Genomic DNA, 25,339 nt, shown 5'->3' with positions numbered 1-25,339 from the left:
GCCTGTATGTTACAGGCAGCCATTATTTTTGTATTTTACCAATAAGAATGAAAACTGTTTCTGCTTTTGCCAAAGCCTTGCTGCGCTGGCATACCGAGTCTAATGATAGAAGTCTGCCCTGGAAAGAGGAAAAAGATCCGTATAAAATATGGCTCTCTGAAATTATATTGCAGCAAACCCGTGCAGAACAGGGATTGCCTTATTACCTGCGTTTTATCGCACAATATCCGACCGTAACCGATCTGGCCAAAGCCCCGGAAGACGAAGTGTTCCGGCTATGGCAGGGGCTGGGTTATTATGCCCGCTGCCGCAATCTGTTGCATACCGCGAGGGAAATTGCAGAACGATACAAGGGCCGTTTCCCGGATCAGTATGAAGATATTATTGCCCTCAAAGGAGTAGGGGCCTATACCGCAGCAGCCATTGCCTCCTTTGCATATGGCTTGCCCTATCCTGTCATTGATGGGAATGTGTACCGCGTACTGTCGCGCTACTTTGCAGAACCCACACCAGTCAATACTCCTGAAGGGAAAAAGATATTTACAGAACTGGCGGATGCCGTATTTGATGCACAACATCCTGCGGCTTACAACCAGGCGATAATGGATTTCGGAGCAGTTGTATGTAAACCAAAACAACCCTTGTGTGCTGAATGTTGCCTGTCTGCACAGTGCAAAGCTTACAATCAGGGCACGGTAGCTGAGCTGCCGGTTAAGTTGCAAAAGATAAAAGTGAAAGAACGCTGGCTTAATTATTGGGTACTGGTTTGCGCAGATAAAGTATATGTGCAGCAACGAACGGCCAGAGATGTATGGCAGAGCCTGTACGAGTTTTTCCTGGTAGAAGATAACATGCCGGAGCAGCTGCACCGTCTTTTGAATGATACGCAATATATCAGCAGCAAGCAGGAACAAGTACTGCAGACCAGGCAGCGGTTAACCCACCAGCTCATCCATAGTACCTTCTCTATTGTGCAGCTGAATGCTATTCCAGATTACTTCACAGCCGATGGAATATGGATCCCTTATACCGAATTGAATAATTATTCCTTCCCCAAAACAATAGTTTCGTTTTTGGAAGAAAAACCTTATTTTTATTTATTAAATTAGAAAAAGCCATATTTTTAACAGTAAAATTTATATCGTATGAGAGGCGTGAATAAAGTAGTACTAATTGGAAATTTGGGTAAGGAACCGGATCTGCAGTATATAGAAGGAGAAATTCCTGTGGCAAAATTTCCATTGGCAACTACTGAGATGAGGAAGGAGAAAAACGGAAATGTGGTATCAGAAACAGAATGGCATACAATTGTTTTATGGAGAGGGTTGGCAGAACTGGCGGGTAAGTACTTACATAAAGGCAGCCTCGTATATATAGAAGGAAGACTGAGAACCCGCAGCTGGGAAGATAAAGATAAGAACAAGAGATTTCAGACAGAGATTATAGCTGAGAACCTGGTCATGCTGGATAAGCGTAAAGAAAGTGACCACCAGGGATCGGGCAAACCGGACAATATTGATAACACTTTCCTGAACCCGGGCAATGATCCGGAACTGGATGACATATTGCCTTTTTAAGATTAAATTTTCTGCAGTGGCAGAGCAATACTGAATAATCAAAACCATGCGTTTTGATTATTTTAGCGATAGGACGTTTTATTGACAGATATTCAGAGATTATGGTTGTGATTTTACAGGCGGCATTGGCGGTATCGCCAACAACAATTACCACATTATGTATCCTTGTACTGGGTATACTCTTTCTTGCATCTGTGGCTGCAGGGGCAGAGGTAGGTTTCTTCAGTCTTAAACTGAAGGATATCAATTACCTGAAAACAAAAGAGGATCAGAATTCCCGTATGATCATTACCCTCCTGGAAGATCCTGAACTATTGCTGTCGACTTTAAGAGTATCCAAAATAACCCTGGCAATACTGATCATCTTCCTGATGAATCATATGGCTCACTTACTGTTACCCCAAGAGGCTCATTTAGTTGTTATACTCGGCATTGTATTGCTGGCTTCCATGTTCCTGTTATTACTTTTTGTAGAAGTATTACCGAAGGTTTATTCCCGTCAGAATAATATACGTATGGCAGGATTCTCCGCACCAATTGTGAATGTGCTGTTTCTTACGTTTAAAGGAATAGGTCAGGTACTGGTAGACTCTGATGAATACCGCGATCAGAAACGTAACCGCAAACTGGAAGAGATCGATAACCTCAAAGAGCTGGAAGATGCTATAGAAGCCAGTCTGGGTCATGCAGCTTCTAAAGAGGAAGTGGAGATTTTTAAAGGCGTACTTAAGTTCGGCAGCATCAGTGTAAAACAGATTATGCAGCCCCGCCTTGATGTAGTGGCTATCCGTGAGAGCTGGAACATTACCAAAGTAAGAGAGAAGCTGCTGGATGCAGGATATTCCCGTTTACCCGTATACCGTAATAATATAGATGAGGTTGTGGGTATGGTATTCACTAAAGACTTTTTGCCTTATATCGGTTTAGATGACTTTGACTGGCACACCCTTATACGTCCGGCATATTATGTGCATCAGCATAAACTGATTGATGACCTGCTGAATGATTTCAGAGATAACAGGGTACACTTCGCAGTGGTTGTAGATGAGTTTGGCGGTACAGCCGGTATCATTACCCTCGAGGATATTATGGAAGAAATCATCGGTGATATTAAGGATGAGTTTGATGAAGATGAACATAACTTTAAGAAGATAAGCGACACAGCATATATATTTGAAGGGCGAATGCTTATTAATGATATGTGTCGTATAATGGGTATCCCACTCAGTACCTTTGCCGAAATACGCGGAGAGAGCGATTCTCTGGCCGGCCTTGTGCTGGAGATTGCCGGTAAATTCCCGACGATCAATGAACAGATCAGTTTCGAAGACTATGACTTTACTATACTGGCAGTAGATAAGCTGCGTATTGAGAAGGTCAAAGTCGAATATATAATGGATTAAATAGATTACGCTATAAAAGGATAAGGCGCCGCAACTGCGGCGCCTTATCCTTTTATAGCGTGGCTCAGACTGCTGGTAACAATTCGGTAATAATGCGATAATATAAGCGTAATAGTGAAATAACAATTTGGTTATACTGGTAGGGTACTTTTGCCCCAAAGTTTATAAAAAACAAATTTAATCAAGCGATTATGAAAAAGGGTTTATTACTCGCAACCGTTGCCGGCTCACTGTTTGCTGCAACATCTTTGACATCTTGTAAAGATAAAACTACTGTAGATCCGACTCCGGAGAGTAACGTGCTGAAAGGTGATATTACTGCTAACAAAACCCTGAAAGCGGGTGTTAAGTATACCATCGAAGGTTTTGTGTATGTAATGGATGGCGTAACCCTGACTGTTGAGCCAGGTGCGATCATCATGGGCGATAAACAAACTAAAGGTACCCTGATCATTACCCGTGGTGGTAAAATTATGGCAGAAGGTACTAAAGATAAACCTATCGTATTTACTTCAGAAGAAGCTGCAGGTTCTCGTCGTGAAGGTGACTGGGGTGGTATCATCGTATTAGGTAAAGCGCCTATCAACCCAAGTGGTGGTACAGCGCGTATCGAAGGTGGTCTGGTTCCTACAGTTGCTGGTCAGGAAGCTAAATACAATGAGTATGGTGGTACAGCTGCTAACGATAACTCTGGTGTATTAAAATATGTAAGAATTGAGTTCGCTGGTATCGCATATTCTCCGGATAACGAAATCAACGGTCTGACTATGGGTGGTGTTGGTAACGGTACTACTATCAGCTATGTACAGGTTTACCGTTCTGGTGATGATGCCTTCGAATGGTTCGGTGGTACTGTAAACTGTGATCACTTAGTAGCTACTTACACATGGGATGATGATTTCGATACAGATTTCGGTTTCTCTGGTCAGGTTCAGTTCGGTGTGGCACAACGTGCTAAAAACGTAGCGGACGTAAGTGGTTCTAACGGTTTCGAATCAGATAACGATGGTAACGGTTCTACTCAGACTCCTCAGACTAAAGCGATCTTCTCTAACATGACCATCGTAGGACCTGGTAAAGGAACTTCTCTGAGCGGTATCAATGCTAACTTCCAGAATGGTGCGCAGATCCGTCGTAACTCATCTATGTCTCTGGTAAACTCTATGTTATTAGGTTTCCCTGTTGGTGTATACATCGATGACACTAAAGGTACTGCTACTTCAGGTAATGCTACTTCAGGTACATTAATGTTCAAAAACAACATCATAGCTGGTTGTACAACTCCTAAGAAAGCATCTTCTTCTTCTTTCGATATCAACACATGGTTTGATGCCAACAACAACAAAAGCTATGCAAACGGCGATACAGTTATGTTAGCTGATGCATACAAATATTCACCAGCTGTATCTGCAACAACCGGTACACCTAGCTTCCTGCTGAAAAGCGGTTCTATGGCCTCTACAGGTGCAAGCTTCGCAGGTCTGACAGGCTTCCAGCAAGTTGCTTATATCGGTGCATTTGACGGTACTACTGACTGGACTGCAGGATGGACTAACTGGGCTGCTGAGACAACTAAATATTAATATCCAAAGCGTTACGCTTCAGAATAATAAAGGCCGGGTTTTTATACCCGGCCTTTAATTTTTTTTCAAAAAAAATTTGGTAGAAAAAAAACAACTTCCTATCTTTGCACTCCAATCAAGGGAATGGCCTCGTGGCGCAACTGAATAGCGCATCTGATTACGGCTCAGAAGGTTTTAGGTTTGAATCCTAACGAGGTCACAAAAGGGAAATAGCAATCACGCTGTTTCCCTTTTTCTTTGCGCATTACAGCCGATTTCACATCTCTGAATATTCCTGTTATTAATGTGTATGTCTGGTATAAATCGGAGCAAGAAATATCAGTACACATAAATGCTGTCCATAAATTAAGCCTACCCAAAATGGGTAGGCTTAATCATATAATGGGATATATACTTACGCATTATTTAGGGACCAGGAGGACCTATTACCGGACCTTCTGTATAACACGCTATATTAGCACCACTATTCCTTTCGTAAGGCACAGGTGGGTATTGTTCTAATATATACGTAAACGCATCGGTTAGAGAATTAAAATAATAGTATGGGCCATAATATGTGGTAACACCTGTAGTAGGGTTATACGTATAATGTCTTACAGAAGCAGTATATACACATGGTATTGTTCCGCTTCCAACTGGGGTAACCGCTGCATCTGCAGTAAAGGCTGCAAACAAACTTAAAGTAATTGCAAAAAAGAATTTTTTCATAATCAAATTAACTTTAAAGATTAAAAAAACCGAAAACAGACAAATAGGCCTCTTTGTTTATTTTCAATATTCACAAATGTGTTAATTATTAAACGAAAACAACTCTATAGAAATTATAGGAGGGATGCATTTTTTTTATTTTTTTAAACAAGTAAATGTAAATCAGTCTTTTATGATCTTTTGGGTATAAATAGTTCGGTCTCCTGCAACACATTTAATAGTATGCAGGATCTGCTGTAAGTATACGAGTGAAGGCATATAGAGTCTGCCCTCGGTTGCCGCGACTGTTCTGCTGACAAGAAAATGGGCGCTTTCTCTAAAGGTATTGCAGCCCTTTTTATTCCTTAAATAGTGCGACCCGCTCAGGGTATTTCAATACGTCATATACTGCTCATCATCACCTTGCTTTAACGCAAATGGTGCATTGCCCGGGAGCTGTGTAATGAGGAAGGAGAAAAAATAATTAATGCGATACAGCATCATTAACGAATCGGTAACTTATATACATATAATTATAGTCAATTTGTACTACATCAATCTTCAAATACTTACCTGATTATTTTTTTAATACAAACTAAATCTGCTTTCAGCCTGTCTTTTATAGATAGCAAGGAGCTCAAAAATGTCTGTCAAAAGTTTCATTTCCACAAAACGCAGCTCTATTTTGTGCTAGCATCTGAAAACAATTTTATCTCATTTTATATGAAAAATCTGAATTATCGTCTCGGATTATTTTTCTTATTTACCGGTATTTTAAGCTTAGGGAAAGCCCAGGCGCAAAATCTTGTAACCAACGGAACCTTTACTGCCGGCAATGCCAGCTGGACATTTTTTGCCCCGGCTACTACCGCCGAGGTGATGGCAGAAAATGTATATGGTGGTACCACAACCAACCTTACGGCAGAGATAGATAACGGCTCTAATTTTCGCCAGGTAAATATCGCTGTAACACCGGGAGAGACCTACAACCTTTCCTTTAAATGTACGCGAAGAACCGCAGGAGGTGCGGGCTTTAGCCTGCCACCTATTCCTTGCACCATTAATGCAAAAGTATATAATGGTACCGCGGTTTTCTTAAACCAGAATGTATCATCTTCCAATACGGTTTTCAACCTGCAGTGCCAGAATTACCAGTTTACCCCAACCACGGCTACGGTAACTTTAGATCTGGCCAATGTAAATAATCCATCCACGCTGGGTATGATCATGGACGATATTACCATTACCCCCGTGAATCAGGTGATCAATTTTTCAGGCCAGGCTTGTGTGGGAGGCGACTTTACCCTTACTGCTCCGGCCAGCACTGCACCCAATGCGGTATACACCAATTACCAGTGGACCGGGCCTAATGGCTTTACCGCTACCGGGCAGACCGCAACGGTTACCAATGCACCGGTAGCAGCTGCGGGCACCTATACCTGTACCATGACCCTGAATGGTTGTGTGCAGGTTACGGGTCAGTTTGCGATTACCTTAAGCACTACAGCCACTAACGATATTGCATATATCTGCCAGGGAGACTCTATTAATATCTTCGGGCAGTTTGTACATAATGCAGGTATTTTTGACAGTACCTTCCAGAATATAAACGGATGTGACAGTGTCTCTACGATTACGGTAAATGTTATGCCGTCACCGGGTAAGATTCTGGCACCGGACAGCCTGATTGTATGCCAGTATGATACTGTTCGTTTAGAAACGAGTACCAATCCCATTAATCCTAATTTCAGCTATTCCTGGACCCCATCTACGGGCCTGAACAGTACTACTGCCCCCAATGTATGGTTTATTGCAGATCAGTCCCGCAATTACACCCTGAGAGTAGCAGCACCGGATCCTAATCTCACCTGTTGGATGGAGCATACCATACATGTGATTGTCAATCCCGGAGACTTCCTTAAACTCAATCTTAATGAAGCCGCAATCTGTCCGGGCAACTCTGTACAATTACAGGCCACAGGAGCACAACAGTATAACTGGTCACCCGCTCTGTATGTAGATAATACAAGCAGCGCCACTCCGCTGATTACACCGACAACCAGTGGCACCTATACGGTAATCGGTACAAGCGATAAAGGATGTACCGATACGCAGCAGGTACAGATCACCGTACACCCGGCCGCCGTGCTGAGCATTCCCGATGTAGTCAATATCTATAGCGGAGAGCAGTATTTTATGGAGCCCGCCACCAACGCGGTACACTTTACCTGGTTCCCGGATGCAGGGCTGAACTCAGCACATGTCAGTAATCCGGTGATGAGTCCCGAGGTAAATACACGTTACTTTGTAGTAGCCACTACCGAAAACGGTTGTACCGTTTCCGACTCTGTAGATATACTGGTGATGAACACAGCCATTGATATGCCTAATGCCTTTGTTCCGGGAAATGGTAACTTTAAAGTAGTGAAAAGAGGTATTGCCGCATTGAATGCCTTTAAGATATTTAACCGTTGGGGAGAAGAGATATTCTCTACCACCGATATAGAGCATGGATGGGATGGTACCTGGCAAGGCAAGCCACAGGCAGCCGGAGTATATGTGTACCAGATCGATGCCCGTACGGCAGAAGGTAAGCCATTCAAAAAACAGGGAACGGTAACCTTACTGAGATAGATTATTCAGATAAGTTTGGATATTGGTGAATATAAAAATTGTGGCCCTCTTATACAGAGGGCCACAATTTTTATATTCATTTCAGCAGGATTAGTCCAGTACTACAATACCATGTTTGATGGCATATAAGACCAGTCCCACCCTGGATTTAACCTGGAATTTCTCAAAGAGACTTTCCCGGTATCCATCTATGGTGCGCGGACTCAGGAACATCGCTTTGGCGATTTCGGCATAGCTCATTTCAGAGCAGGCCAGTTTCAGGAATTCCTTTTCCCGTTCGTTCAGGTTGATGATCGTAGCAATCGGAGAACTGCCATTGATCACACCACCTATGGTGCTGATTACTTTATGGGTAATATGATTATTGTAAAAATACCCTTGCTCCAGTACAGCTACAATAGCTTTCTGCAGCTCATCCGTATCTGCATTTTTCAGTAAATAACCTTTGGCTCCTCTCTGGATCATTTTAATAATCGCCGCCTCATCATCCATAGTACTCAGGGCCAGGATGGCGATCTGAGGGTAATGATGACTCAACCAGGAGGCCGTTTCGTAACCATCCAGCCCCGGCATACGGATATCCAGCAAGGCAATATCCGGCAACTTATCTGAGGGCAATGCCTCGATGAAGGACTGGCCGTTATCGGCTTCCATAATCACCTCGAAGTTGTCGATGCTGTTGATGAGCATTTTAAGCCCTTTCCTAAATAAGGCATGATCATCAATAATGGCAACATTAATATATTTACTAGTCATAAGAAGGGATGTTGAGGTGTATGGTTGTGCCTTGTCCGGCATTACTTTCTATTGCAAACTCGCCCTGCAGTAAATGCATTCGGCGTTCCATGTTGCCAATACCCAGCCCTCTGTTCTGTTGATCTGAAACATTAAAGCCAACACCATTATCCTGTACCGTCACTTTCAATCCTTGATCTTCAGTGTATGCAGTACGCAGAATAATTTCGGTAGCCTGTGCATGTTTGATGATATTCTGCAGGCACTCCTGCAAAATACGGAATAGGATAATTTTATGTTGTACCGGTATATTTTTTTCAGTACCGGAAGTGTACATTTCGCAAAGATGCTGACCTCCTTTGTTCAGCTGTCGCCGTTGTTTTTGCAGAAACTCATTGATGCTGATCTGTTGCAGGTAACCACCGTTAAGGTTACGGGCTATGCCCCTGAGATCTTCCAGCGCAAGATCAATGTTTTCTTTGATTTCGGCAAGTTCAATTTTTGCTTTTTCAGGATGCTGAATCAGCATATTCAGTTGTATGCTGGATAGGCTCAATACCTGTCCTACATTATCATGTATCTCCTCACTGATGTTGCGGGAGGTCTGCTCCTGTATTTCGAGCTGGGCCTGGAGCAACTGTTCCGAAAATGCCTGTTTCATATTGTCCTTTTCTTCCACATGCTTTCTCTTCCGTTTATTATAGACCGCAACATAAGCAAGCAAAAAAATGACGACAATGAGTGTCATTGTGGTAATGAGTCCTACAATTAAGATGATATCCGTTGCTGATACTTGCATACAAAGGCATAGCTCCAGGAGCCGTACAAGATAAAATTAAGAAAAAGAATGATGACTTGCCGTACAGGAATCTTTAGTTCTTTATTAATAGCAACAAGGTACTCATAAAACAGGAAGGAAGCAGTACTGCCGAATGCATGTATCAGCAGGCCGGCTACCAGCCAGAAAGGAGCATGACTTTTCAGTTGTACAAAATCATCCTGCGTCATCAGGCTGTAAAAATAGTACAGACTTTGTATAGTAATGAGAATATTGGAAAGAATCATGCTGGTCAGCGTAAATTGTTCCGGACCATTATACATTAATTCCCCTCCGTAAAATAAAAGAAACAGTACGGAAAAGATCCATGCAGGTATCTTTCCCGTACTGTTTAGGTTACAGATCTTATATAATATCGCCTGAACAAAATAGAAATTGATAAGGACATAAATGTTATAAACCATTTTACTGCTGATGTGGTTTTCTGCGGCGTATAGGCCATAGCTTTCAATGCCCACCACAAATAACAGGTACAGTATAAATAATGTCCATGGTGCTTTTACTTTTGGAAGGGTAAAAACAGCAAAACAAAGACAGATCAGTTCGAAGATGATATTAAGATAGAGGATCATAGTGTTTTATGGCCACAGATTGCCGATGTCAAATACGTTGTTTTGAATTTCTCCTAATTGAGCAGGTGTTACCCCACCGTTTACTGCCTGTAAGTAGTCCGTTAATTTCGAAGTGCTGATTCTTGTGCCCGGAGGGTTAGTCAGTCCTTTTTCTCCGATAGTAGGAACAAAATAGAAAGAGAGTCTTTGGATACCGTCTTTATCTGTTTTAATGCAAGGATAAACACCTACATACCAGTCCTGGTCGGGATTTAATGCAGGCAGCTTACAGAAATCATCAAATAAAGTCTGAAAAGATTCAATAGAATGCAGTTCTCCCTGTGGGCGTTCGATAGGTCTGCCACCCAGGTCGGTGAAAATTACGTTATCTCTGTACGCTTCAATGTTGATCTGTACTTCAGGAACTTCCGAAATCGGCATTTTTGTCATAACTCTATGTGTTTATATGGGTGAATAATTGCAGCGCTAAGGTACACCCTATAGTTAATAGTATCAGCAGCTGCAAAGAACGTAAAAAAAGGATTATATGACGTGCGCAGGCGTTAAGCCTTTACATATAATTGTTTGAGCGGAGATATGATAATATTAAAAATGATTGCTTAAAAAAATACCGTGAAAAATACCCACGAGGCCAGGGTGTTTCTCCCCTTTGCTTTAGGTGTTATTTCCCCCTTTTTTAAGCGATGACTTTTTTATATGAAACCGGACAGACACTTATCCCCGCCTGTTTTTGCGTATATTTGAATTCATGTGATTCAATATGCATTACTTCTTAAAATCCATTTTATTTCTTCTGTTGGTTTTGCTGTTTTGCAGTGCAGTATCCTGTAGGTCAGATACAAAGCAATCATCCGGAAAGACAATTATGATTCAACCTCTGGGCGATTTTTCTCCTGAGCTTTCCCGTGCAATGCTGCAACAGATAAGGCAGATCAATACCGCAACTTATTTATGTAAGCCTTTACCAATGCCTGCCGGAGCATATTATCAACCGCGCAATCGCTATCGGGCCGATTCCATTATTCATATGCTCAGACATAAAAGCGGTGCCGATACCGTTTGGATTGCCCTTACACATAAAGACATCAGTGCAACGAAAGGAGATGTCGCAGACTGGGGTGTAATGGGGCTGGGCTTCCGGCCGGGCAATGCTTGCGTCGCATCTACATTCCGGGTAAATAAGGATAAAGTGAAAGACCAGTTCTTCAAAATTGCGATACATGAATTAGGGCATACACAAGGCTTGCCACATTGCCCTGTTCCCACATGTTATATGCGCGATGCAGAAGGCGGTAATCCGACAGATGAAGAAACCGGTTTCTGTTCTTCCTGTAAAGACTTCCTGATCCGGAAAGGATGGCAATTGAAGTAGAATAACTATATTAGTGTTTATGAAAAAAGTTATCGTATTGCTTGGCCTGCTTTGTGCTGCATGCAACCTGTCTGCACAGACAAAGCTGAACCAGGAGATCGCACTGAAGCTCAGCAGACTGCCCCTGCACTGTATCCCATCCGAATTTCCCAATAAGACAAGCCACCTGTCCGATAGCGTTGCAGATGCGCGACTGCTGCCGAGCGAACTGCATCCCGTATTTTACGGTTGCCTGGACTGGCACAGTAGTGTACATGGGCACTGGATGCTGGTACGATTATTACAGGAATATCCTCAACTGCCCAATCGTGACAGCATCATTTCCGTACTTGATAACAGTTTTCAAAGGGATAAAATGGAGCGGGAAGCCAGTTATTTCGGTAAGTATACCGCCTCCAATACCTATGAGCGTACTTATGGCTGGGCCTGGTTGCTGAAGCTGGATGAAGCATTGGCGAGAGGTAAGGATCCGGTGTTTCAGAAATGGCATCAGTCTATGCAGCCCCTTACCCAAAAGATTATCAGTCTCTGGAAAGCATACCTGCCTAAGCAGACTTATCCGAACAGGACCGGTGTGCATCCCAATACAGCCTTTGGTTTAGCCTTTGCCTATGACTGGGCTAAACAGCAGGGGGATACAGCATTCCTGCGCCAGATCAGCACTAAAGCGAAAGAATTTTATTTTGGTAACAGTGATATGCCTGCATACCTGGAGCCTGATGGCAGCGACTTTTTTTCACCCAGCCTGATGGCCGCTGATCTGATGAAGAGAGTGCTGGATAAAAAAGCATTCAATACCTGGTTTGAACAATACTATAAGACACGCAGTATAGATCGTTTATGTGCCATGCCGGTAGTGAGCGATCGCAGTGATTACCAGACCGTACATCTTGATGGACTCTCGTTCAGCAGGGCATGGTGTATGCGCTCGATCAGCAGTCAGTTGAGTGATCGTAATCCTTACAAAGCTCGTTTTAAAACCGCATCAGATGCCTTTCTAAATGCCACGCTGCCGCAGATATTCAATGGCGGTTACGGAGGAGAACATTGGCTGGCTTCCTTTGCCATATATGCCTTACTGGAAACATCTTAAATAATAAATGGGTTTGCTTAAAGCAAACCCATTCTGATTAAGTTCTGTGCCAGTGCCGCCGCATATCCCTGCTGGCCACCAGGGCTGCTGATCGGGTTATTGTTCACCAGGTCAAGTCCCTGCCAGCTTTCGCGGGTACGCATTCCGTTTTTAAATGCGTAAGTATGCGAGCCTGACAGCCTGATCCAGGATACACATACGATACCACCATTCAGGTTACGGATAATAAATTTGTAGTTTTTGCTGTGGTTGAAATCATCATTCACACTCTCTACCAGCTCCCAGAAACCGATAACTACATTATCCTGTCCTATCTTACCATATTCATTAGCGATAGGCGGTTTACGCATATCCCGTTCTGCAGGGGTAGACGGTATATTCACCAGCTTCATCAGAGAATCATTAATGAATGCATGACGGGAAGGGTAGTCTATATTCTTTGAACTGTTTTCTTCAAAATAAGCCTTTACCTTTTCACTGTTCAAGGTACCGTCGGCCTGCAACAGATTTTCAGCCACGACCAGTTCACCCACTTCCTTGAACGTATTCAGACTGCTGAAGTTCGGTCGGTAAGCCTTATAACCCGGTTCAGGAGCCTCGATGCTGTAATAGTAAACGGTGGCACTGCCGAAGGTGTCTTCAAAGCTGTGCAGCTCATAAGAAAGCAGCGTCTTTGTACCGGCTGCATCTTTTACATAATAGCTTTTGCCGATGCTTTTTACTTTCTCAGAAGAGAGGTTGGCAATCACTTTCCCATCAGCCTGGAAGTTGCCGGATTTTTTATCAAAAGTGATTTGCTGGGCTTTGGATAAGCCAGGCAGCAATAACAGGATAAAAACAAGGATAGGGTACTTATTGAACATTTTTTATATATTTTTGCCGCTAAAGATAAACAAATAATCATGAAAAAAATTTTACTGGGCGCAATGCTCTTTTCTTGCATTCTGGGTTCTGCACGCACTGTACAGGCACAGGGAAAATTTATGGATAAGCTGAACAAATTTGCCGGAAAGGAAGATGATCTGGGCAGATATGAAGGGGCTAATTACATCATCGATGGTAATGGCAGCGTAACGTTTGAGGATGGTGCCACACAGGAAGGTACCGTGAAGTTTATTGTGAGTACAAACATGACAGATCTGAAATTTGTATGGTTTACGCCTGCAAATGAAATGGAACCGAAACAACTGGGCAGCAAGGATGTAAAATTCTTTACGGTAAAGAATAAAACCTTCTATCCTATACGCATGAAAGAAGATGATATCTCTATCGGTAATACCCGCATCTTCATGGAGCGTCTGAACAACAGTGATGATGATAAATTCAAAATGTTCTTCCTGCGCAAACTGGAAGTAACTCCTAAAGATTTTGCGGCGAGCAAACCTTATACCTTAAGCACAGGCTATTATGTAATGTTGCCGGAGTTTAAAAATGCACATGAGATCATTGACATTACTTTCACTCCGTTTGCAAAGAAAATGAGCGAATACCTGAAAGACTGTCCGGAAGTATCTGAGAAAATCAAAGACAAAAAAGACGGTTATAAATACAATGTATTCAAAGGAGCGGAAAACAATGAAGTATTCCTGCGCATTATGGATGAATACAATAAATGTGGTAAATAAGATAAACTGGGTATCCGCTTAAAGGAAACAAAGTCTGGCATTATGATTTAAGTAGCTTATATCTCTATTGCCACCTTTTGCCTTGATGCAAAAGGTACCGCCAAAAAATCAAGGCTATATAAATCCCTGGCTAAAAATCAATGTGTCAGTCGGCCGCAAACCAGACTCGCTGCGCTCAGACAGTGGTTTACGACTTGATCGACCGAGCTAATGATTTTATTAACGCCGGATTTATAAGGCCTTTCGAGCGATCTGTTCTGTACGGATCGCTTATTGTTTTCATCACAGCGATAGCCATTTTGGAGTGGAGCTGCGATCGTTGAGCAGCGAACGCGTTACACGTTAAGCTCAAACGATCAATGCACGCAACGGTACAAAATGGCGGTGCTATGCAATCGCCTTGATGAAAACAAAGGCATTTTTGGTCCTTTTGTTGCCGGACAAAAGGACGAATAAAATAGTTTACTATATGCGGATAGTCAGTTAAGATAATTATAAATTAGAATTATAAAAAGGGTTCGCAATGCGAACCCTTTTTATATTGATGTATACCTTTTACAGCGGAATATTATCGTGTTTTTTCTTCGGCATTTTAACCACTTTATTTTCCAGCATTTTAAATGCACGGATCAGTTTCTCACGCGTGTTTTCCGGTAAGATAACTTCGTCGATAAAGCCACGTGCCGCAGCACCGTAAGGATTTGCAAATTTCTCCATGTACTCCATCTCTTTCTCTTTCCATTTTGCATCTTTATCTTCAGCAGCAGCGATGTCTTTTTTGAAGATGATCTCTGCGGCACCCTTAGCACCCATTACCGCGATCTCTGCAGTAGGCCATGCATAGTTCATATCCGCACCGATGTGTTTAGAGTTCATTACATCATAAGCACCACCGTAAGCTTTACGGGTAATCACGGTTAGTTTAGGTACAGTAGCCTCACTCAGCGCAAATAATAATTTAGCACCGTTAGAGATGATACCGTTCCACTCCTGGTCTGTACCTGGCAGGAAGCCCGGAACATCTACCAGTACTAATAAAGGGATATTGAAGGCATCACAGAAACGTACGAAACGTGCTCCTTTTTTAGAAGCATTAATGTCCAGTACACCCGCCATGCTTGCTGGCTGATTGGCTACGATACCAATGCTGCGACCGGCAATGCGTGCAAAGCCTACCACAATATTCTCCGCATAATGTTTATGTACTTCCACAAAAGAATCTGCATCGGCCAGCTCCTCAATCACCTCTTTCATATCATAAGGCTGGTTTGCATTTTCCGGGATAATGTTTTTCAGTTTCTCCCTGATTTCATTACCCGCTTCGTAAGGATAGATTGGTGCATCCTCTTCGCAGTTCTGCGGCATATAGCTCAGCAGTTTTTTCAGGTAATCGATACACTCGATCTCATTGGCACAGGCAAAGTGTGTCACACCCGATTTCTCAGCATGCGTCATCGCGCCACCCAGCTCTTCACTGGTTACGTTTTCATGTGTCACTGTTTTTACCACATTCGGTCCGGTTACGAACATATAAGAAGTATGCTCTACCATCAGGATGAAATCGGTAATTGCAGGAGAGTATACCGCACCACCGGCACAAGGTCCCATAATGGCTGACAGTTGCGGGATTACACCAGAAGCCTGTACATTGCGATAGAAGATATCGGCATAACCACCCAGGGACACTACTCCTTCCTGGATACGCGCACCACCACTGTCATTCAGACCGATCACCGGAGCACCGTTCTGCATGGCAAGGTCCATGATCTTACAGATCTTTTCTGCCTGCGTTTCGGAAAGGCTGCCCCCGAATACAGTAAAGTCCTGAGAGAATACATATACCAGTCTTCCGTTTACTGTACCGTAACCCGTTACCACACCATCACCCAGGTATTGTTCATTTTCCATGCCGAAGTCTGTGCAACGGTGCTTCACAAACATACCGATCTCCTCAAACGAACCTTCATCCATTAATAACTGCACTCTTTCTCTCGCCGTAAGTTTTCCTTTTTTGTGCTGACTTTCGATTCTTGCCTGTCCGCCACCCGATAATGCTTTTTCGGTATGCTGCTGCAGGGTTGCTAATTTATCCATCGGGAATAATTGAAAATGTTGAATTTTTTGAAATTTCGTGAAGCAAATTTAGAGAAATGTGGGTATTTATCCAATGTTAATGGCTTATGTTTAGCCAGTTTTTTACTATTTTTGGGCAAATCGCCGGTATATCTGCTATTATACCGGATAAGCTTAAACAGATCAGATGAAGAAAATAACACCTTCTTATATATACTCCATCATCGGCGTAGCGCTGGTATTATTCCTGCTGGGCTCACTGGGCTGGCTGATGCTGAATGGCCGCGGCATGAACAAATTCCTGAAAGGAAATGTACAGATGCAGGTCATCATGCACGATAATACCCGCCAGGAAAAAGCGGATGAGTTGCAGAAAATACTGGAAAAACAGGGTTTTGTATCCCAGGTCAAAATGATCACAAAGGAAGAAGCCGCTGCACAGTTTTCTAAAGAGTACGATGAAGACTTTACCGAACTGCTGGACTTCAACCCGCTGTATACCTCTCTTAATGTAAATCTGTATCCGGGCTATGTGAATACAGACAGCATGGAGAAGATCAAGAAATTCATGTTGCAGAGTAATATTGTGCGTGAAGTAGTATATCCCAAACCGATCGTCAACACGCTGGACAGCACACTTAACCGTGTCAGCATTATCCTGGCGGTAGTTTCTCTGATCTTACTGTTCAGTGTTATCTTCCTCATCGACAATACTGTTCGTTTATCCATGTTCAGCAGCCGTCATACCATTAAGACCATGCAGATGGTGGGCGCAACCCATCGCTTTATTGCCCGTCCTTTTGACCGCTCTGCGATCTTCAGCGGACTGATCAGTGCAGCGGTGGCTATTGTAGCAATCCTGGGTTTAAAATCCTTTGTACTGAGCCGCTTTCCGGAACTGAACGCATTCAGTGACAATACCCTGTTTATCGCTTTACTGGTACTGGTACTGATACTGGGTGTGTTGATATCCCTGATCAGTACACACCGTTCTGTATTAAAGTATCTTAAACTTAAAGTTGAGGATTTGTATTAAAAAATAATTTACTATTTTTGGCATTCTAATATTCAATCAATGGCATTACCCAATAATAAAAGCAATTCACCAAAGACATTTCAGTTTAGCAAAGAGAACTATTACCTGATGTTTGCCGGACTGGCATTGATCGTTATCGGCTTCATGCTGATGGCAGGTGGTAAAAGTGACGATCCTAATGTGTATTCAAAAGATATCTTCAGTTTCAGAAGAATCACGCTGGCACCGATTGTGGTGATCCTGGGATTCATTGTTGAGATCGTAGCTATCATGCGTAAGCCTAAAACGAACGTAAAAGGATAATCCGTTTCTCCTCACCGACCTTATATATTGCGCTTCAGGCTTCTGCCCGGAGCGCTTCTTTTTGTAATCCCCCGCACCGCTGCTGTTTTCAGTTTTATTCATTATGCCTTTTTTTACCAGTCCATTTGATTTTAGCCGGAAGGTTAATTATAAAAATGAAATACTAGCCGGGCTTACCGTAGCGATGACCATGATCCCGGAGTCGCTGTCTTTTGCGATCCTGGCTGGCCTTAGTCCGCTTACCGGTCTGTATGCCGCCTTCCTGATGGGATTGGTCACAGCCATCTTCGGAGGCCGTCCGGGAATGGTTTCCGGCGGTGCCGGAGCCACGGTGGTCGTACTAATTGCCCTGGCCAAAGATCATGGCGTGGAGTACCTGTTTGCAGCTGTGTTGCTGGCCGGAGTATTGCAGTTCCTGGTCGGTGCACTGAAGCTGGCAAAGTTTGTACGCCTCATTCCACAGCCGGTAATGTATGGTTTCCTGAATGGCCTGGCTATCATCATCTTTATGGCGCAGGTAGTACAGTTCAAAACTGCCGGTGGCACCCAGTGGTTGCAGGGTAATGCCCTGTACGTGATGCTGGGATTAACTTTACTGACCATTGCCATTGTATATTTTTTTCCGAAAATGACCAAAGCCGTCCCGGCATCGCTTGTGGCTATATTGGTCGTATTTGCCATCGTTGCGGGTTTCGGTATACAGACCAGAACGGTAGCGGATATTGCCCATATCAGCGGTAACCTGCCGGCATTTCATATTCCCTTGGTATCCTTTTCACTGGATACCCTAAAGATCATTTTTCCTTTCTCTCTTGTTATGGCAGGTGTGGGCCTGATCGAGTCATTGCTTACCTTGTCTATGGTTGATGAGATTACCGGTACAAAGGGAAATGCCAACAGGGAAGCTATGGCACAGGGTGCGGCCAATGTGACCAATGGCCTTTTCGGAGGCATGGGAGGTTGTGCCATGGTAGCGCAAACGCTGGTCAATATTAATGCCGGTTCCCGTGCCAGACTGGCCGGTATTATCGCTTCCGTTACTATACTCATCATCATCCTGGTGGGCGCACCTTTTATAGAAAAGATACCTATGGCTGCATTGGTAGGTGTGATGATGATGGTGGCAATTGGGACTTTCCAGTGGGTGTCGTTTCGCATCATCAACAAAATGCCTAAATCAGATATATTTGTAGGCATTACCGTTGCAGTGATTACTGTGCTATTGCATAACCTCGCGCTGGCTGTATTGGCCGGTGTAGTCATTGCCGCGCTGGTATTTGCCTGGGATAATGCCAAACGCATTCGTGCCCGTAAGTATGTCGATGAAAACGGAGTGAAACATTATGAGATTTACGGACCCATATTCTTCGGTTCTGTTTCCGCTTTTGCAGAAAAATTTGATCCGGTAAATGATCCTGCCGAAGTGATCATCGACTTTAAAGAAAGCCGTGTGGCAGATATGAGCGCTATCGAAATGCTGCATAAACTGACAGAGCGCTACCAGCAGCAGGCTAAGATATTGCGCCTGCGCCACCTGAGTGAAGACTGCCGGAAAATATTGCAAAACGCCGCTACTGTGATAGAGGTAAATATTATGAAAGACCCGACTTATAAAGTAATGAGCCAGGAGTAAGCATTATAATTTGTACACCCGAAAAACAGATATAAAAACATGAAATCATTAGTCATTACCGCAATCATTCTGACCGCTGCAGGAATTATCATCACACTCGTCGGTTCTTTATTCAAGCTGGAACACCTGCCTGGTGCAGCGATGATGCTCGCCCTGGGCATGCTGGGCGAGGTAGTTGGTGTAATATTACTGGCTATATACTTTATCCGCAGGGCTAAAAAGTATCATCAGTAAAAAAGGAAGCACACATGTGCTTCCTTTTTCTATTACAAAACAATATTCTGTAGTATCTCATTCTTTCCGGGATAATCTGTAGTGTAATGCAGGCCCCGGCTCTCTTTACGGAACTGAGCCCCTTTTACAATCAGGTAGCCGATCGTGATCAGGTTGCGCAGCTCGACCAGTTGCGGAGAGAGCGTACTGGTTTCATACAGGGCTTCCGTTTCATCATGCAGGAGATCCAGGCGGCGCATAGCCCTTTGCAGCCGCACATCATTACGTACGATACCCACATAATCACTCATAATTGATTCCAGCTCTTTACGGGTCTGCGTGATCAGGATCATCTCTTTCGGTTCTCCTGTACCATCCGCATTCCAGTCCGGAATATCGTCGCGGAAGGTGCTGTTCAGGTATAGTTCTGCAGCCCGGTCTGCACAGCGGTTGCCATATACCAGTGCCTCTAACAGGGAGTTGCTCGCCAGGCGATTCGCACCATGTAAGCCCGTACTGCTGCATTCGCCGCAGGCTAGTAAATGCATGATTGAGGTCTGTCCGCGTGTATCCGTTTTAATACCTCCGCAGCAGTAATGTGCTGCCGGAGCTACCGGTATCATTTGTGTAAATACATCTATACCGATGCTTTTACACTTCTCATAGATGTTGGGGAAGTGATGCAGGAATTTTTCCTGATCCATATGACGGCAATCAAGGTATACGTGCGATGCACCCGTTACCTTCATTTCATTATCTATAGCGCGGGCTACAATATCGCGTGGAGCCAGGTCTTTACGTTCATCATAGCGAGGCATAAAAGCCTCTCCATGCACATTGCGTAAGATACCTCCATCGCCACGCACTGCTTCCGTAATCAGGAAAGAAGGACTGACGCCCACTTCGTACAGGGCAGTAGGGTGGAACTGTATAAACTCCATATTTTCGATACGTCCTTTGGCACGGTATACCATAGCAATACCATCTCCCGTCGCAATCTTTGGATTGGTCGTACTGCGGTACACCTGTCCGGCACCGCCGGTCGCCATAAGCGTTACCTTACCCAGTATCTTCTCTATATGATTGGTCTCTTTATTGAGCACATATACACCATAGCAGGTAATATCCGGTGTCGATTTGGTCACCAGGTGTCCCAGGTGGTGTTGTGTAATAATATCCACCACAAAATAGTTTTTGAAGATATGGATATTGTCAAAACGCTTGACTTCTTCCAGCAATGCACGTTCGATTTCCCAGCCGGTAATATCTTTGTAATGCAGGATGCGGAAGTCGGAATGTCCGCCTTCTTTACCCCTCAGGTATTCCCCCTGCGCATCTTTATCAAAGCGGGTACCCCAGTCGATCATCTCCTGTACCATCTGCGGGCCTTCAGTAACCACAATTTTCACCACCTCCTCATTACACAATCCGTCACCGGCAATGAGGGTATCCTTTATATGTTTGTCAAAGCTATCACCATCGGTATCTACTACCGCGATCCCGCCCTGTGCATATTTGGTATTGGTTTCATTATCCTCCTGAGCCTTGGTCAGCAAAGTGATCTTGGCTTCAGGGAATCGTTGTGCCGTTTTGATGGCAAAGGTGAGTCCGGCAATCCCGGAACCGATAATTAGAAAGTCTGTCTGCAAAACATTATAAGTTTTATAGTATAAGTTTTATAGAGATCACATCAAATATGGCGATCTTGTTTACTGATGCACACTGTTCAAAATACATCAATATATGCAATGTACTATACAAATGTAGGAAACAAATTGATATAGAAAAGTTAGTATTGATTGTTCAGAATGTAAAGAATACTGGTGCTCAGAAGTTTACGTAAAATCCTTTACAGAACATTGTTTTAAGCTAAATTATTAACAATTTAACAGTAAAATAATAGAAATGTATATATGATTTTGCTTGTAGTTTTAGGTAAACTTTAATTCCTGCACCATGAAAATCTATCGGTATAAAATGGCCTTATTGGCCTTGATCGCCTTGGGTTTCATTGCCTGTAGTAAATCCCGAAATAGGAAATCTACTTTTTATATTAATGGCATAGAATATGAAACCCGGAAGTTTGAGTATAGTGAAACAGATAGAGTGGGAACGGGGCATGAATTAGCTGACATGGTTTATTCCGGGAAACAGCATGAAAGCGATATTTATGTTGGCTTTGGATTTTACTTGCCATATTTTCCCAAAGCCGGACAATTTCCGCTTAGAAGGTACAAGCAATCTGGTAATGCAGTCCTTGGTATTATTCTTGATAAAGAAATGTATTTAGTTCCTTCTCATAATACATCTATTGTTTGGGCAACCGAAGAAGATGGTTTAGGTAAATACGTTATTGAGCCGACCTGGTTGCGGATACAGTTACCAGATCCCAATGATAGTAGTAAAGCTATAGAAGGTAATGATAGTATCCATTTCTCTGCTATTATTTACTAGGCTAAATACTAAATGGGTTATTTTATTAATTTCATATTACCAAACGCACCATTATGAACTACACTAAATTGCTATTATCCGTTTTATTCCTTTGGGGATTTGCTGCCTGCAATAAGAACCGGAACGAAAAATCTACTTTCTATATTGATGGTAAACAATATGAAACCCGAAAGTTTGAAGCTTACATAAAGAGCGGAGTTGCTGAGCTAGTTTACAACGATAAGCTTGATGGCGTTGATATGCAGGTGGCCTTTGGGTTTTATTTGTCTTATTTTCCAAATACAGGGCAGTTCCTGATTAAAAGGGACAAGCTGACTGGGTTTGCAGCGACAGGACTTATTCTTGATCATAAAATTTATCTAGCTTCCTCCCATAGTACATCTACTGTTTTGGCAACAGAGGAAGATGGATTGGGTAAATACGTTATTGAGCCAACTTGGTTACGTATACAGGTACCTGATCCGGCTGATAGCAGCAAATTAATTGAAGGTAATGACAGTATCCGTTTTTGGGGTACAATATACGAAGCCAAAGATAAAAGCATGCGCTAATCTTATCAAGGTAATCTAAACTTATTAAAATTGCATACCACCAAAAACACTTTTATGAAATATACAATACTATTATTATCTGCTTTGATCTTCTTTATTGCTTGTAACAAAGATCGAAATGAAAGATCTGAACTATATATTGATGGAAAGAGCATAAGCACCCGAAATGTTGAAGGCTACTATATTATGGGAGAGCCTGAACTTTATTTCAAAGATAAAGTTGATGAGAAAACTATTCATTTTGGACTTAGTTTTAATATTCATAAATTTCCAACATCTGGCTCTTACATTTTGAGCTACGGAGGAACAGGGGACTCTTTAGTACCTATTGGTTTTGTTTTGGATCAAATTCAGTATTATACAGACAAGCAGAATCAAACTAAGTTAGACGTTTATGAATATAATGGTAGAGGTAAATATATTATCAATCCTACCTGGTTCTACTCTTATTTTCCTGATCCTACAAATAGCTACTATATCAAAGGGAATGACAGCATATTAGTCAGGGGTACCATATATGAACCCAAGAATATTACAGTACGCTAGTTTCTTCCCTAATCTCCTCTGATTTTACGGCTAACCTTTTTGCAAACGGTACAATAAACTTGTACTGTCGGGCTTTGCTATGCCCATCAATCTTGACTGGATTATAATATTTTATTTCTTAACTATTAAAAGCATAAACCGTTTTATGAAAAAACACCTAACTGCCCTGCTCCTCACATCTGGCTTGTGTGGTCTTTCCCATGCGCAGGATTCATGGCTGCCCGATCGTACCTTCACTTCCGGTGCTAATCCGCAGATCTGCGATAACAGCCCCTGGAAGCTGGTACTATTTGATGATTTTAATGGCAATAGCCTGGATAGCGCCAAATGGATCACCTATGGCTCCTGGCTGGGTATGCAGCAGCCGCTGCCCAATGGAGGCTGGTATTATAATGATTACTGCCAGAATGCCAATTCCCGTAAATCCGGCTGGTGGAAGGTGAATAATGTTGATGTATGGAATGCCGGGGACCTGGATGAAAATGTGGTGGTAAGTAATGGTACTGTAAAGCTGAAGGTAAAGAATCAGGTTTTTACCGCTGCAGATGGTCAGACCGAATATTATACCACAGGAAAAATATCGACCCGTTATTACTACCAGAATCAGAAAAGAGCTTTTAATGCCGGTAAGTTTGAGGTGCGCATGAAAATGCCCGTCTTTCCCAAAGCCCATACTACGATATGGACCTGGAAGGGAAGCTACGTAGGTGTAAATGAAATCGATATGGCCGAAAGTTACGGGCCGGACTGGAGTGGGCAGTATGGAGGTAATCCTTTTACCTTTAACCGTTACAGAACTAAAATGTCTTATCCCACCCATGCATGGGGTCGAGAACAAAAAGATACTGCTCCGCCACCATTACCCTACCATTTAGATAGAAATGCCTCACAAAATGCAAAAGATATCCAGTATCCCCGGCAAAAGTATATCAACTGGATGGCAGGCAATTACCTGTATCTGAATGACTGGCATACGTATACCTGTGAGTGGGATACTACCGTCATCCGCTTCTACCTGGACAATGAGCTGGTGCAAACCATGTGGAAATATTACAAAGAGGCTTCTTTTAGCGCAGGCAGCGGCTTTACCTATACCGTTAAAGTAGGTTCGGGTTGTAACCCAAATGGAACCTATAAAGTTACCTACGGTTTCCCTTACAGAAGGGATAACTCTAATTGTAATTTTAATATTACCACTGGTGTGGATGCTGTTCACGGCCCGGCTACATCAGGTATTACGGAGATGGGTGAGGCGGAAGTTGATTATGTAAAAATATATCAGCGCCACCCTGAGCTTGATGGGTATAGCGAAATATGTAACAGTTCGTCGCAGATCACTGGACCTGCTTATGTATGTGGTACAGCAGCATTTTCGGTAAGTCCACCGGTAACAGGAGGAACCTGGTCTGTCGATAATAACTCTTTAAACATTACCGGTTATGCAAACCAGGGCAGTACAGTATATGTACAAAACAATACAGCCAGTCCCACACCGGCCAATACAGCGCTGCTACAGTATCAGTATACACCCGATGGATGTCCTTCAAATAAAATAAATAAACTGGTGCAGAATGGTACAGTAAGTAACCAACTGGTATCTTGTTTTCAGAACATATTCCCTTTTAAAATGGGCCTGAGCCTGCAAGTGCTCAACCCGCAGTCAGGTACCACTTATGAGTGGGTTGTTAACTATTCCCATCCATTAGCGGGCAGCCATACGTATCATGCTTATGGTTCTTCCATACAGACGCCACGATTTATGCATTGGGGTATTTTTTATTACAGTGTAAACTGGTCACTTAAAGTAACCAATGCCTGTGGTCAGCGGATGTTTTATGGCGCTAAAAATGCACTGAATATGGTCGCACCTACATATGGTAAGCCGGAGACCTATAAGGAGAAAGATGGCTCTGCTATTTATCTGCAGACGAGACTCAGTGAAGAAGATAGTATAACATTAGAACGAAATGTATATGAGGCAGTGGCCAATAAAATGGTAGAAGATATTAGTGATACTATTGCTATACACAGTATGATTGATGATGTGTATATGACAAATCTGGAGCCATACATTTACTTCGATGATTTTGATCAAACAGAAATTCAGTATAATGCTGCATTGCCATTTCCGGTAATTAAAGCAAATCAAACAATTGTATTTCCTAATCCGGCTAATAATCGTATAACGATTATACTGGGCAAATCATTTAAGGAGAATGAAGTGGTTGATTACCAGATCATCAATATGAAAGGAGTAGTTGTAGCGCAGAATAAGCTGGCACAAGACAGAATGTTGAACATAACGCAACTCCCGGAAGGAGCTTATGTTATGGAAGTTCGGCAAGAAGGTAAAAAAGAGCAGTTGAAATTTCAGAAATATTAATTGACAACAAAGAAGGCTATCCCGTCGG

General features: G+C 42.9%; 24 protein-coding genes and 1 tRNA gene. 17 read left to right on the top strand and 8 right to left on the bottom strand.

Features of this window, described 5'->3' with window-relative positions; genetic code table 11:
* Positions 1-47: 47 nt before the first annotated feature.
* The 5 genes from mutY to FTD44_RS05645 all read left to right on the top strand — a co-directional run bounded on the left by mutY (position 48) and on the right by FTD44_RS05645 (position 4,762).
* Entirely contained in the window at positions 48-1,109 is a 1,062-nt protein-coding gene (gene mutY / locus FTD44_RS05665) for an A/G-specific adenine glycosylase (RefSeq protein WP_222165562.1), read from the top strand.
* Positions 1,110-1,145: 36 nt separating this feature from the next.
* A complete protein-coding gene (locus tag FTD44_RS05660; RefSeq protein ID WP_129020084.1) occupies positions 1,146-1,577 on the top strand; it encodes a single-stranded DNA-binding protein in 432 nt (143 codons plus the stop codon).
* A gap of 101 nt (positions 1,578-1,678) precedes the next feature.
* On the top strand, positions 1,679-2,980 hold the full coding sequence (gene gldE, locus FTD44_RS05655; protein ID WP_222165561.1) for a gliding motility-associated protein GldE: 1,302 nt from the start codon (positions 1,679-1,681) through the stop codon (positions 2,978-2,980).
* Positions 2,981-3,171: 191 nt separating this feature from the next.
* Entirely contained in the window at positions 3,172-4,563 is a 1,392-nt protein-coding gene (locus FTD44_RS05650; RefSeq protein ID WP_222165560.1) for a hypothetical protein, read from the top strand.
* A 125-nt stretch (positions 4,564-4,688) separates the two neighbouring features.
* A tRNA-Arg gene (locus FTD44_RS05645) sits at positions 4,689-4,762 on the top strand.
* 206 nt (positions 4,763-4,968) lie between these two features.
* Here the strand turns inward: FTD44_RS05645 and FTD44_RS05640 are convergent.
* Positions 4,969-5,271 carry a hypothetical protein gene (locus tag FTD44_RS05640; protein WP_222165559.1) on the bottom strand — a complete coding sequence of 101 codons (303 nt, stop codon included), beginning with the start codon at positions 5,269-5,271 and terminating at the stop codon, positions 4,969-4,971.
* Between the two features lie 702 nt (positions 5,272-5,973).
* Between FTD44_RS05640 and FTD44_RS05635 the strand changes: the two genes are divergently transcribed.
* Positions 5,974-7,884, top strand: coding sequence for a T9SS type B sorting domain-containing protein (locus FTD44_RS05635; RefSeq protein ID WP_222165558.1), 1,911 nt, complete (start codon positions 5,974-5,976; stop codon positions 7,882-7,884).
* A gap of 90 nt (positions 7,885-7,974) precedes the next feature.
* Here FTD44_RS05635 and FTD44_RS05630 read toward each other — a convergent pair whose 3' ends face one another.
* Genes FTD44_RS05630 through FTD44_RS05615 form a run of 4 tightly spaced genes read right to left on the bottom strand, consistent with a single transcriptional unit; the run spans position 7,975 to position 10,458 of the window.
* A complete protein-coding gene (locus FTD44_RS05630; RefSeq protein ID WP_129020078.1) occupies positions 7,975-8,640 on the bottom strand; it encodes a response regulator transcription factor in 666 nt (221 codons plus the stop codon).
* Positions 8,633-9,418, bottom strand: coding sequence for a sensor histidine kinase (locus FTD44_RS05625; protein WP_222165557.1), 786 nt, complete (start codon positions 9,416-9,418; stop codon positions 8,633-8,635). Before FTD44_RS05625 ends, FTD44_RS05630 begins: the two co-directional genes overlap by 8 nt.
* Complete coding sequence (locus tag FTD44_RS05620; RefSeq protein ID WP_222165556.1) at positions 9,388-10,029, bottom strand: hypothetical protein; 642 nt, start codon at positions 10,027-10,029, stop codon at positions 9,388-9,390. The genes FTD44_RS05625 and FTD44_RS05620 overlap by 31 nt, the downstream gene beginning before the upstream one ends.
* Positions 10,030-10,035: 6 nt before the next feature.
* Positions 10,036-10,458 (bottom strand): hypothetical protein, encoded by a 423-nt coding sequence (locus tag FTD44_RS05615; protein ID WP_222165555.1) that lies wholly within the window; start codon positions 10,456-10,458, stop codon positions 10,036-10,038.
* Positions 10,459-10,894: 436 nt separating this feature from the next.
* Between FTD44_RS05615 and FTD44_RS05610 the strand changes: the two genes are divergently transcribed.
* Positions 10,895-11,401 carry a hypothetical protein gene (locus FTD44_RS05610; RefSeq protein ID WP_222165554.1) on the top strand — a complete coding sequence of 169 codons (507 nt, stop codon included), beginning with the start codon at positions 10,895-10,897 and terminating at the stop codon, positions 11,399-11,401.
* Between the two features lie 19 nt (positions 11,402-11,420).
* Positions 11,421-12,494: a DUF2891 domain-containing protein gene (locus tag FTD44_RS05605; RefSeq protein ID WP_222165553.1), complete on the top strand. Its 1,074-nt coding sequence runs from the start codon at positions 11,421-11,423 to the stop codon at positions 12,492-12,494.
* 17 nt (positions 12,495-12,511) lie between these two features.
* Here FTD44_RS05605 and FTD44_RS05600 read toward each other — a convergent pair whose 3' ends face one another.
* The gene (locus FTD44_RS05600) at positions 12,512-13,357 is read right to left on the bottom strand and encodes a hypothetical protein (RefSeq protein WP_222165552.1); all 846 of its coding nucleotides are present in this window, start codon (positions 13,355-13,357) and stop codon (positions 12,512-12,514) included.
* Between the two features lie 39 nt (positions 13,358-13,396).
* On the opposite strand from FTD44_RS05600, the gene FTD44_RS05595 reads away from it, so the two are divergent.
* Complete coding sequence (locus FTD44_RS05595; protein ID WP_222165551.1) at positions 13,397-14,119, top strand: hypothetical protein; 723 nt, start codon at positions 13,397-13,399, stop codon at positions 14,117-14,119.
* Positions 14,120-14,674: 555 nt separating this feature from the next.
* Here the strand turns inward: FTD44_RS05595 and FTD44_RS05590 are convergent.
* Positions 14,675-16,213, bottom strand: a complete 1,539-nt coding sequence (locus FTD44_RS05590; protein WP_222165550.1) for an acyl-CoA carboxylase subunit beta — start codon at positions 16,211-16,213, stop codon at positions 14,675-14,677.
* A gap of 166 nt (positions 16,214-16,379) precedes the next feature.
* Here FTD44_RS05590 and FTD44_RS05585 point away from each other — a divergent pair, with 166 nt between their 5' ends.
* From FTD44_RS05585 to FTD44_RS05570, 4 genes are all read left to right on the top strand, one after another.
* Positions 16,380-17,228 carry a cell division protein FtsX gene (locus FTD44_RS05585; RefSeq protein ID WP_129020069.1) on the top strand — a complete coding sequence of 283 codons (849 nt, stop codon included), beginning with the start codon at positions 16,380-16,382 and terminating at the stop codon, positions 17,226-17,228.
* 39 nt (positions 17,229-17,267) lie between these two features.
* Positions 17,268-17,531, top strand: coding sequence for a DUF3098 domain-containing protein (locus FTD44_RS05580; RefSeq protein WP_129020068.1), 264 nt, complete (start codon positions 17,268-17,270; stop codon positions 17,529-17,531).
* 103 nt (positions 17,532-17,634) lie between these two features.
* Positions 17,635-19,164, top strand: coding sequence for a SulP family inorganic anion transporter (locus FTD44_RS05575; protein ID WP_222165549.1), 1,530 nt, complete (start codon positions 17,635-17,637; stop codon positions 19,162-19,164).
* Between the two features lie 39 nt (positions 19,165-19,203).
* On the top strand, positions 19,204-19,398 hold the full coding sequence (locus tag FTD44_RS05570) for a GldL-related protein (RefSeq protein WP_222165548.1): 195 nt from the start codon (positions 19,204-19,206) through the stop codon (positions 19,396-19,398).
* A 32-nt stretch (positions 19,399-19,430) separates the two neighbouring features.
* Here the strand turns inward: FTD44_RS05570 and nadB are convergent, their stop codons facing one another.
* On the bottom strand, positions 19,431-21,026 hold the full coding sequence (nadB, locus tag FTD44_RS05565; protein ID WP_222165547.1) for an L-aspartate oxidase: 1,596 nt from the start codon (positions 21,024-21,026) through the stop codon (positions 19,431-19,433).
* A 307-nt stretch (positions 21,027-21,333) separates the two neighbouring features.
* On the opposite strand from nadB, the gene FTD44_RS05560 reads away from it, so the two are divergent.
* From FTD44_RS05560 to FTD44_RS05545, 4 genes are all read left to right on the top strand, one after another.
* Entirely contained in the window at positions 21,334-21,831 is a 498-nt protein-coding gene (locus tag FTD44_RS05560) for a hypothetical protein (protein WP_222165546.1), read from the top strand.
* Positions 21,832-21,884: 53 nt separating this feature from the next.
* On the top strand, positions 21,885-22,382 hold the full coding sequence (locus FTD44_RS05555) for a hypothetical protein (RefSeq protein ID WP_222165545.1): 498 nt from the start codon (positions 21,885-21,887) through the stop codon (positions 22,380-22,382).
* 54 nt (positions 22,383-22,436) lie between these two features.
* Entirely contained in the window at positions 22,437-22,928 is a 492-nt protein-coding gene (locus FTD44_RS05550; protein WP_222165544.1) for a hypothetical protein, read from the top strand.
* Positions 22,929-23,073: 145 nt separating this feature from the next.
* Positions 23,074-25,311 carry a T9SS type A sorting domain-containing protein gene (locus tag FTD44_RS05545; RefSeq protein WP_222165543.1) on the top strand — a complete coding sequence of 746 codons (2,238 nt, stop codon included), beginning with the start codon at positions 23,074-23,076 and terminating at the stop codon, positions 25,309-25,311.
* The last annotated feature ends 28 nt before the right edge of the window (positions 25,312-25,339 follow it).

The organism is Edaphocola aurantiacus (genome assembly GCF_019797745.1).
In the GTDB taxonomy this organism is placed as follows: Bacteria; Bacteroidota; Bacteroidia; order Chitinophagales; family Chitinophagaceae; genus Edaphocola; species Edaphocola aurantiacus.
The sequence above is the reverse complement of the archived record's forward strand: the minus strand, read 5'-3'. Positions and strand labels throughout refer to the sequence as shown.

Bases quoted from the DNA above. Each gene is read 5' to 3' on its own strand.
- FTD44_RS05620 (WP_222165556.1), bottom strand. From the start codon at position 10,029: ATGATCCTCTATCTTAATATCATCTTCGAACTGATCTGTCTTTGTTTT.
- FTD44_RS05625 (WP_222165557.1), bottom strand. From the start codon at position 9,418: ATGCAAGTATCAGCAACGGATATCATCTTAATTGTAGGACTCATTACC.
- gldE (WP_222165561.1), top strand. From the start codon at position 1,679: ATGGTTGTGATTTTACAGGCGGCATTGGCGGTATCGCCAACAACAATT.
- FTD44_RS05605 (WP_222165553.1), top strand. From the start codon at position 11,421: ATGAAAAAAGTTATCGTATTGCTTGGCCTGCTTTGTGCTGCATGCAAC.
- FTD44_RS05600 (WP_222165552.1), bottom strand. From the start codon at position 13,357: ATGTTCAATAAGTACCCTATCCTTGTTTTTATCCTGTTATTGCTGCCT.
- FTD44_RS05650 (WP_222165560.1), top strand. From the start codon at position 3,172: ATGAAAAAGGGTTTATTACTCGCAACCGTTGCCGGCTCACTGTTTGCT.
- FTD44_RS05585 (WP_129020069.1), top strand. From the start codon at position 16,380: ATGAAGAAAATAACACCTTCTTATATATACTCCATCATCGGCGTAGCG.
- FTD44_RS05595 (WP_222165551.1), top strand. From the start codon at position 13,397: ATGAAAAAAATTTTACTGGGCGCAATGCTCTTTTCTTGCATTCTGGGT.
- FTD44_RS05610 (WP_222165554.1), top strand. From the start codon at position 10,895: ATGATTCAACCTCTGGGCGATTTTTCTCCTGAGCTTTCCCGTGCAATG.
- FTD44_RS05570 (WP_222165548.1), top strand. From the start codon at position 19,204: ATGAAATCATTAGTCATTACCGCAATCATTCTGACCGCTGCAGGAATT.
- FTD44_RS05660 (WP_129020084.1), top strand. From the start codon at position 1,146: ATGAGAGGCGTGAATAAAGTAGTACTAATTGGAAATTTGGGTAAGGAA.
- FTD44_RS05555 (WP_222165545.1), top strand. From the start codon at position 21,885: ATGAACTACACTAAATTGCTATTATCCGTTTTATTCCTTTGGGGATTT.
- FTD44_RS05640 (WP_222165559.1), bottom strand. From the start codon at position 5,271: ATGAAAAAATTCTTTTTTGCAATTACTTTAAGTTTGTTTGCAGCCTTT.
- FTD44_RS05590 (WP_222165550.1), bottom strand. From the start codon at position 16,213: ATGGATAAATTAGCAACCCTGCAGCAGCATACCGAAAAAGCATTATCG.
- FTD44_RS05560 (WP_222165546.1), top strand. From the start codon at position 21,334: ATGAAAATCTATCGGTATAAAATGGCCTTATTGGCCTTGATCGCCTTG.
- FTD44_RS05545 (WP_222165543.1), top strand. From the start codon at position 23,074: ATGAAAAAACACCTAACTGCCCTGCTCCTCACATCTGGCTTGTGTGGT.
- FTD44_RS05550 (WP_222165544.1), top strand. From the start codon at position 22,437: ATGAAATATACAATACTATTATTATCTGCTTTGATCTTCTTTATTGCT.
- FTD44_RS05615 (WP_222165555.1), bottom strand. From the start codon at position 10,458: ATGACAAAAATGCCGATTTCGGAAGTTCCTGAAGTACAGATCAACATT.
- FTD44_RS05635 (WP_222165558.1), top strand. From the start codon at position 5,974: ATGAAAAATCTGAATTATCGTCTCGGATTATTTTTCTTATTTACCGGT.
- FTD44_RS05575 (WP_222165549.1), top strand. From the start codon at position 17,635: ATGCCTTTTTTTACCAGTCCATTTGATTTTAGCCGGAAGGTTAATTAT.
- FTD44_RS05630 (WP_129020078.1), bottom strand. From the start codon at position 8,640: ATGACTAGTAAATATATTAATGTTGCCATTATTGATGATCATGCCTTA.
- mutY (WP_222165562.1), top strand. From the start codon at position 48: ATGAAAACTGTTTCTGCTTTTGCCAAAGCCTTGCTGCGCTGGCATACC.
- FTD44_RS05580 (WP_129020068.1), top strand. From the start codon at position 17,268: ATGGCATTACCCAATAATAAAAGCAATTCACCAAAGACATTTCAGTTT.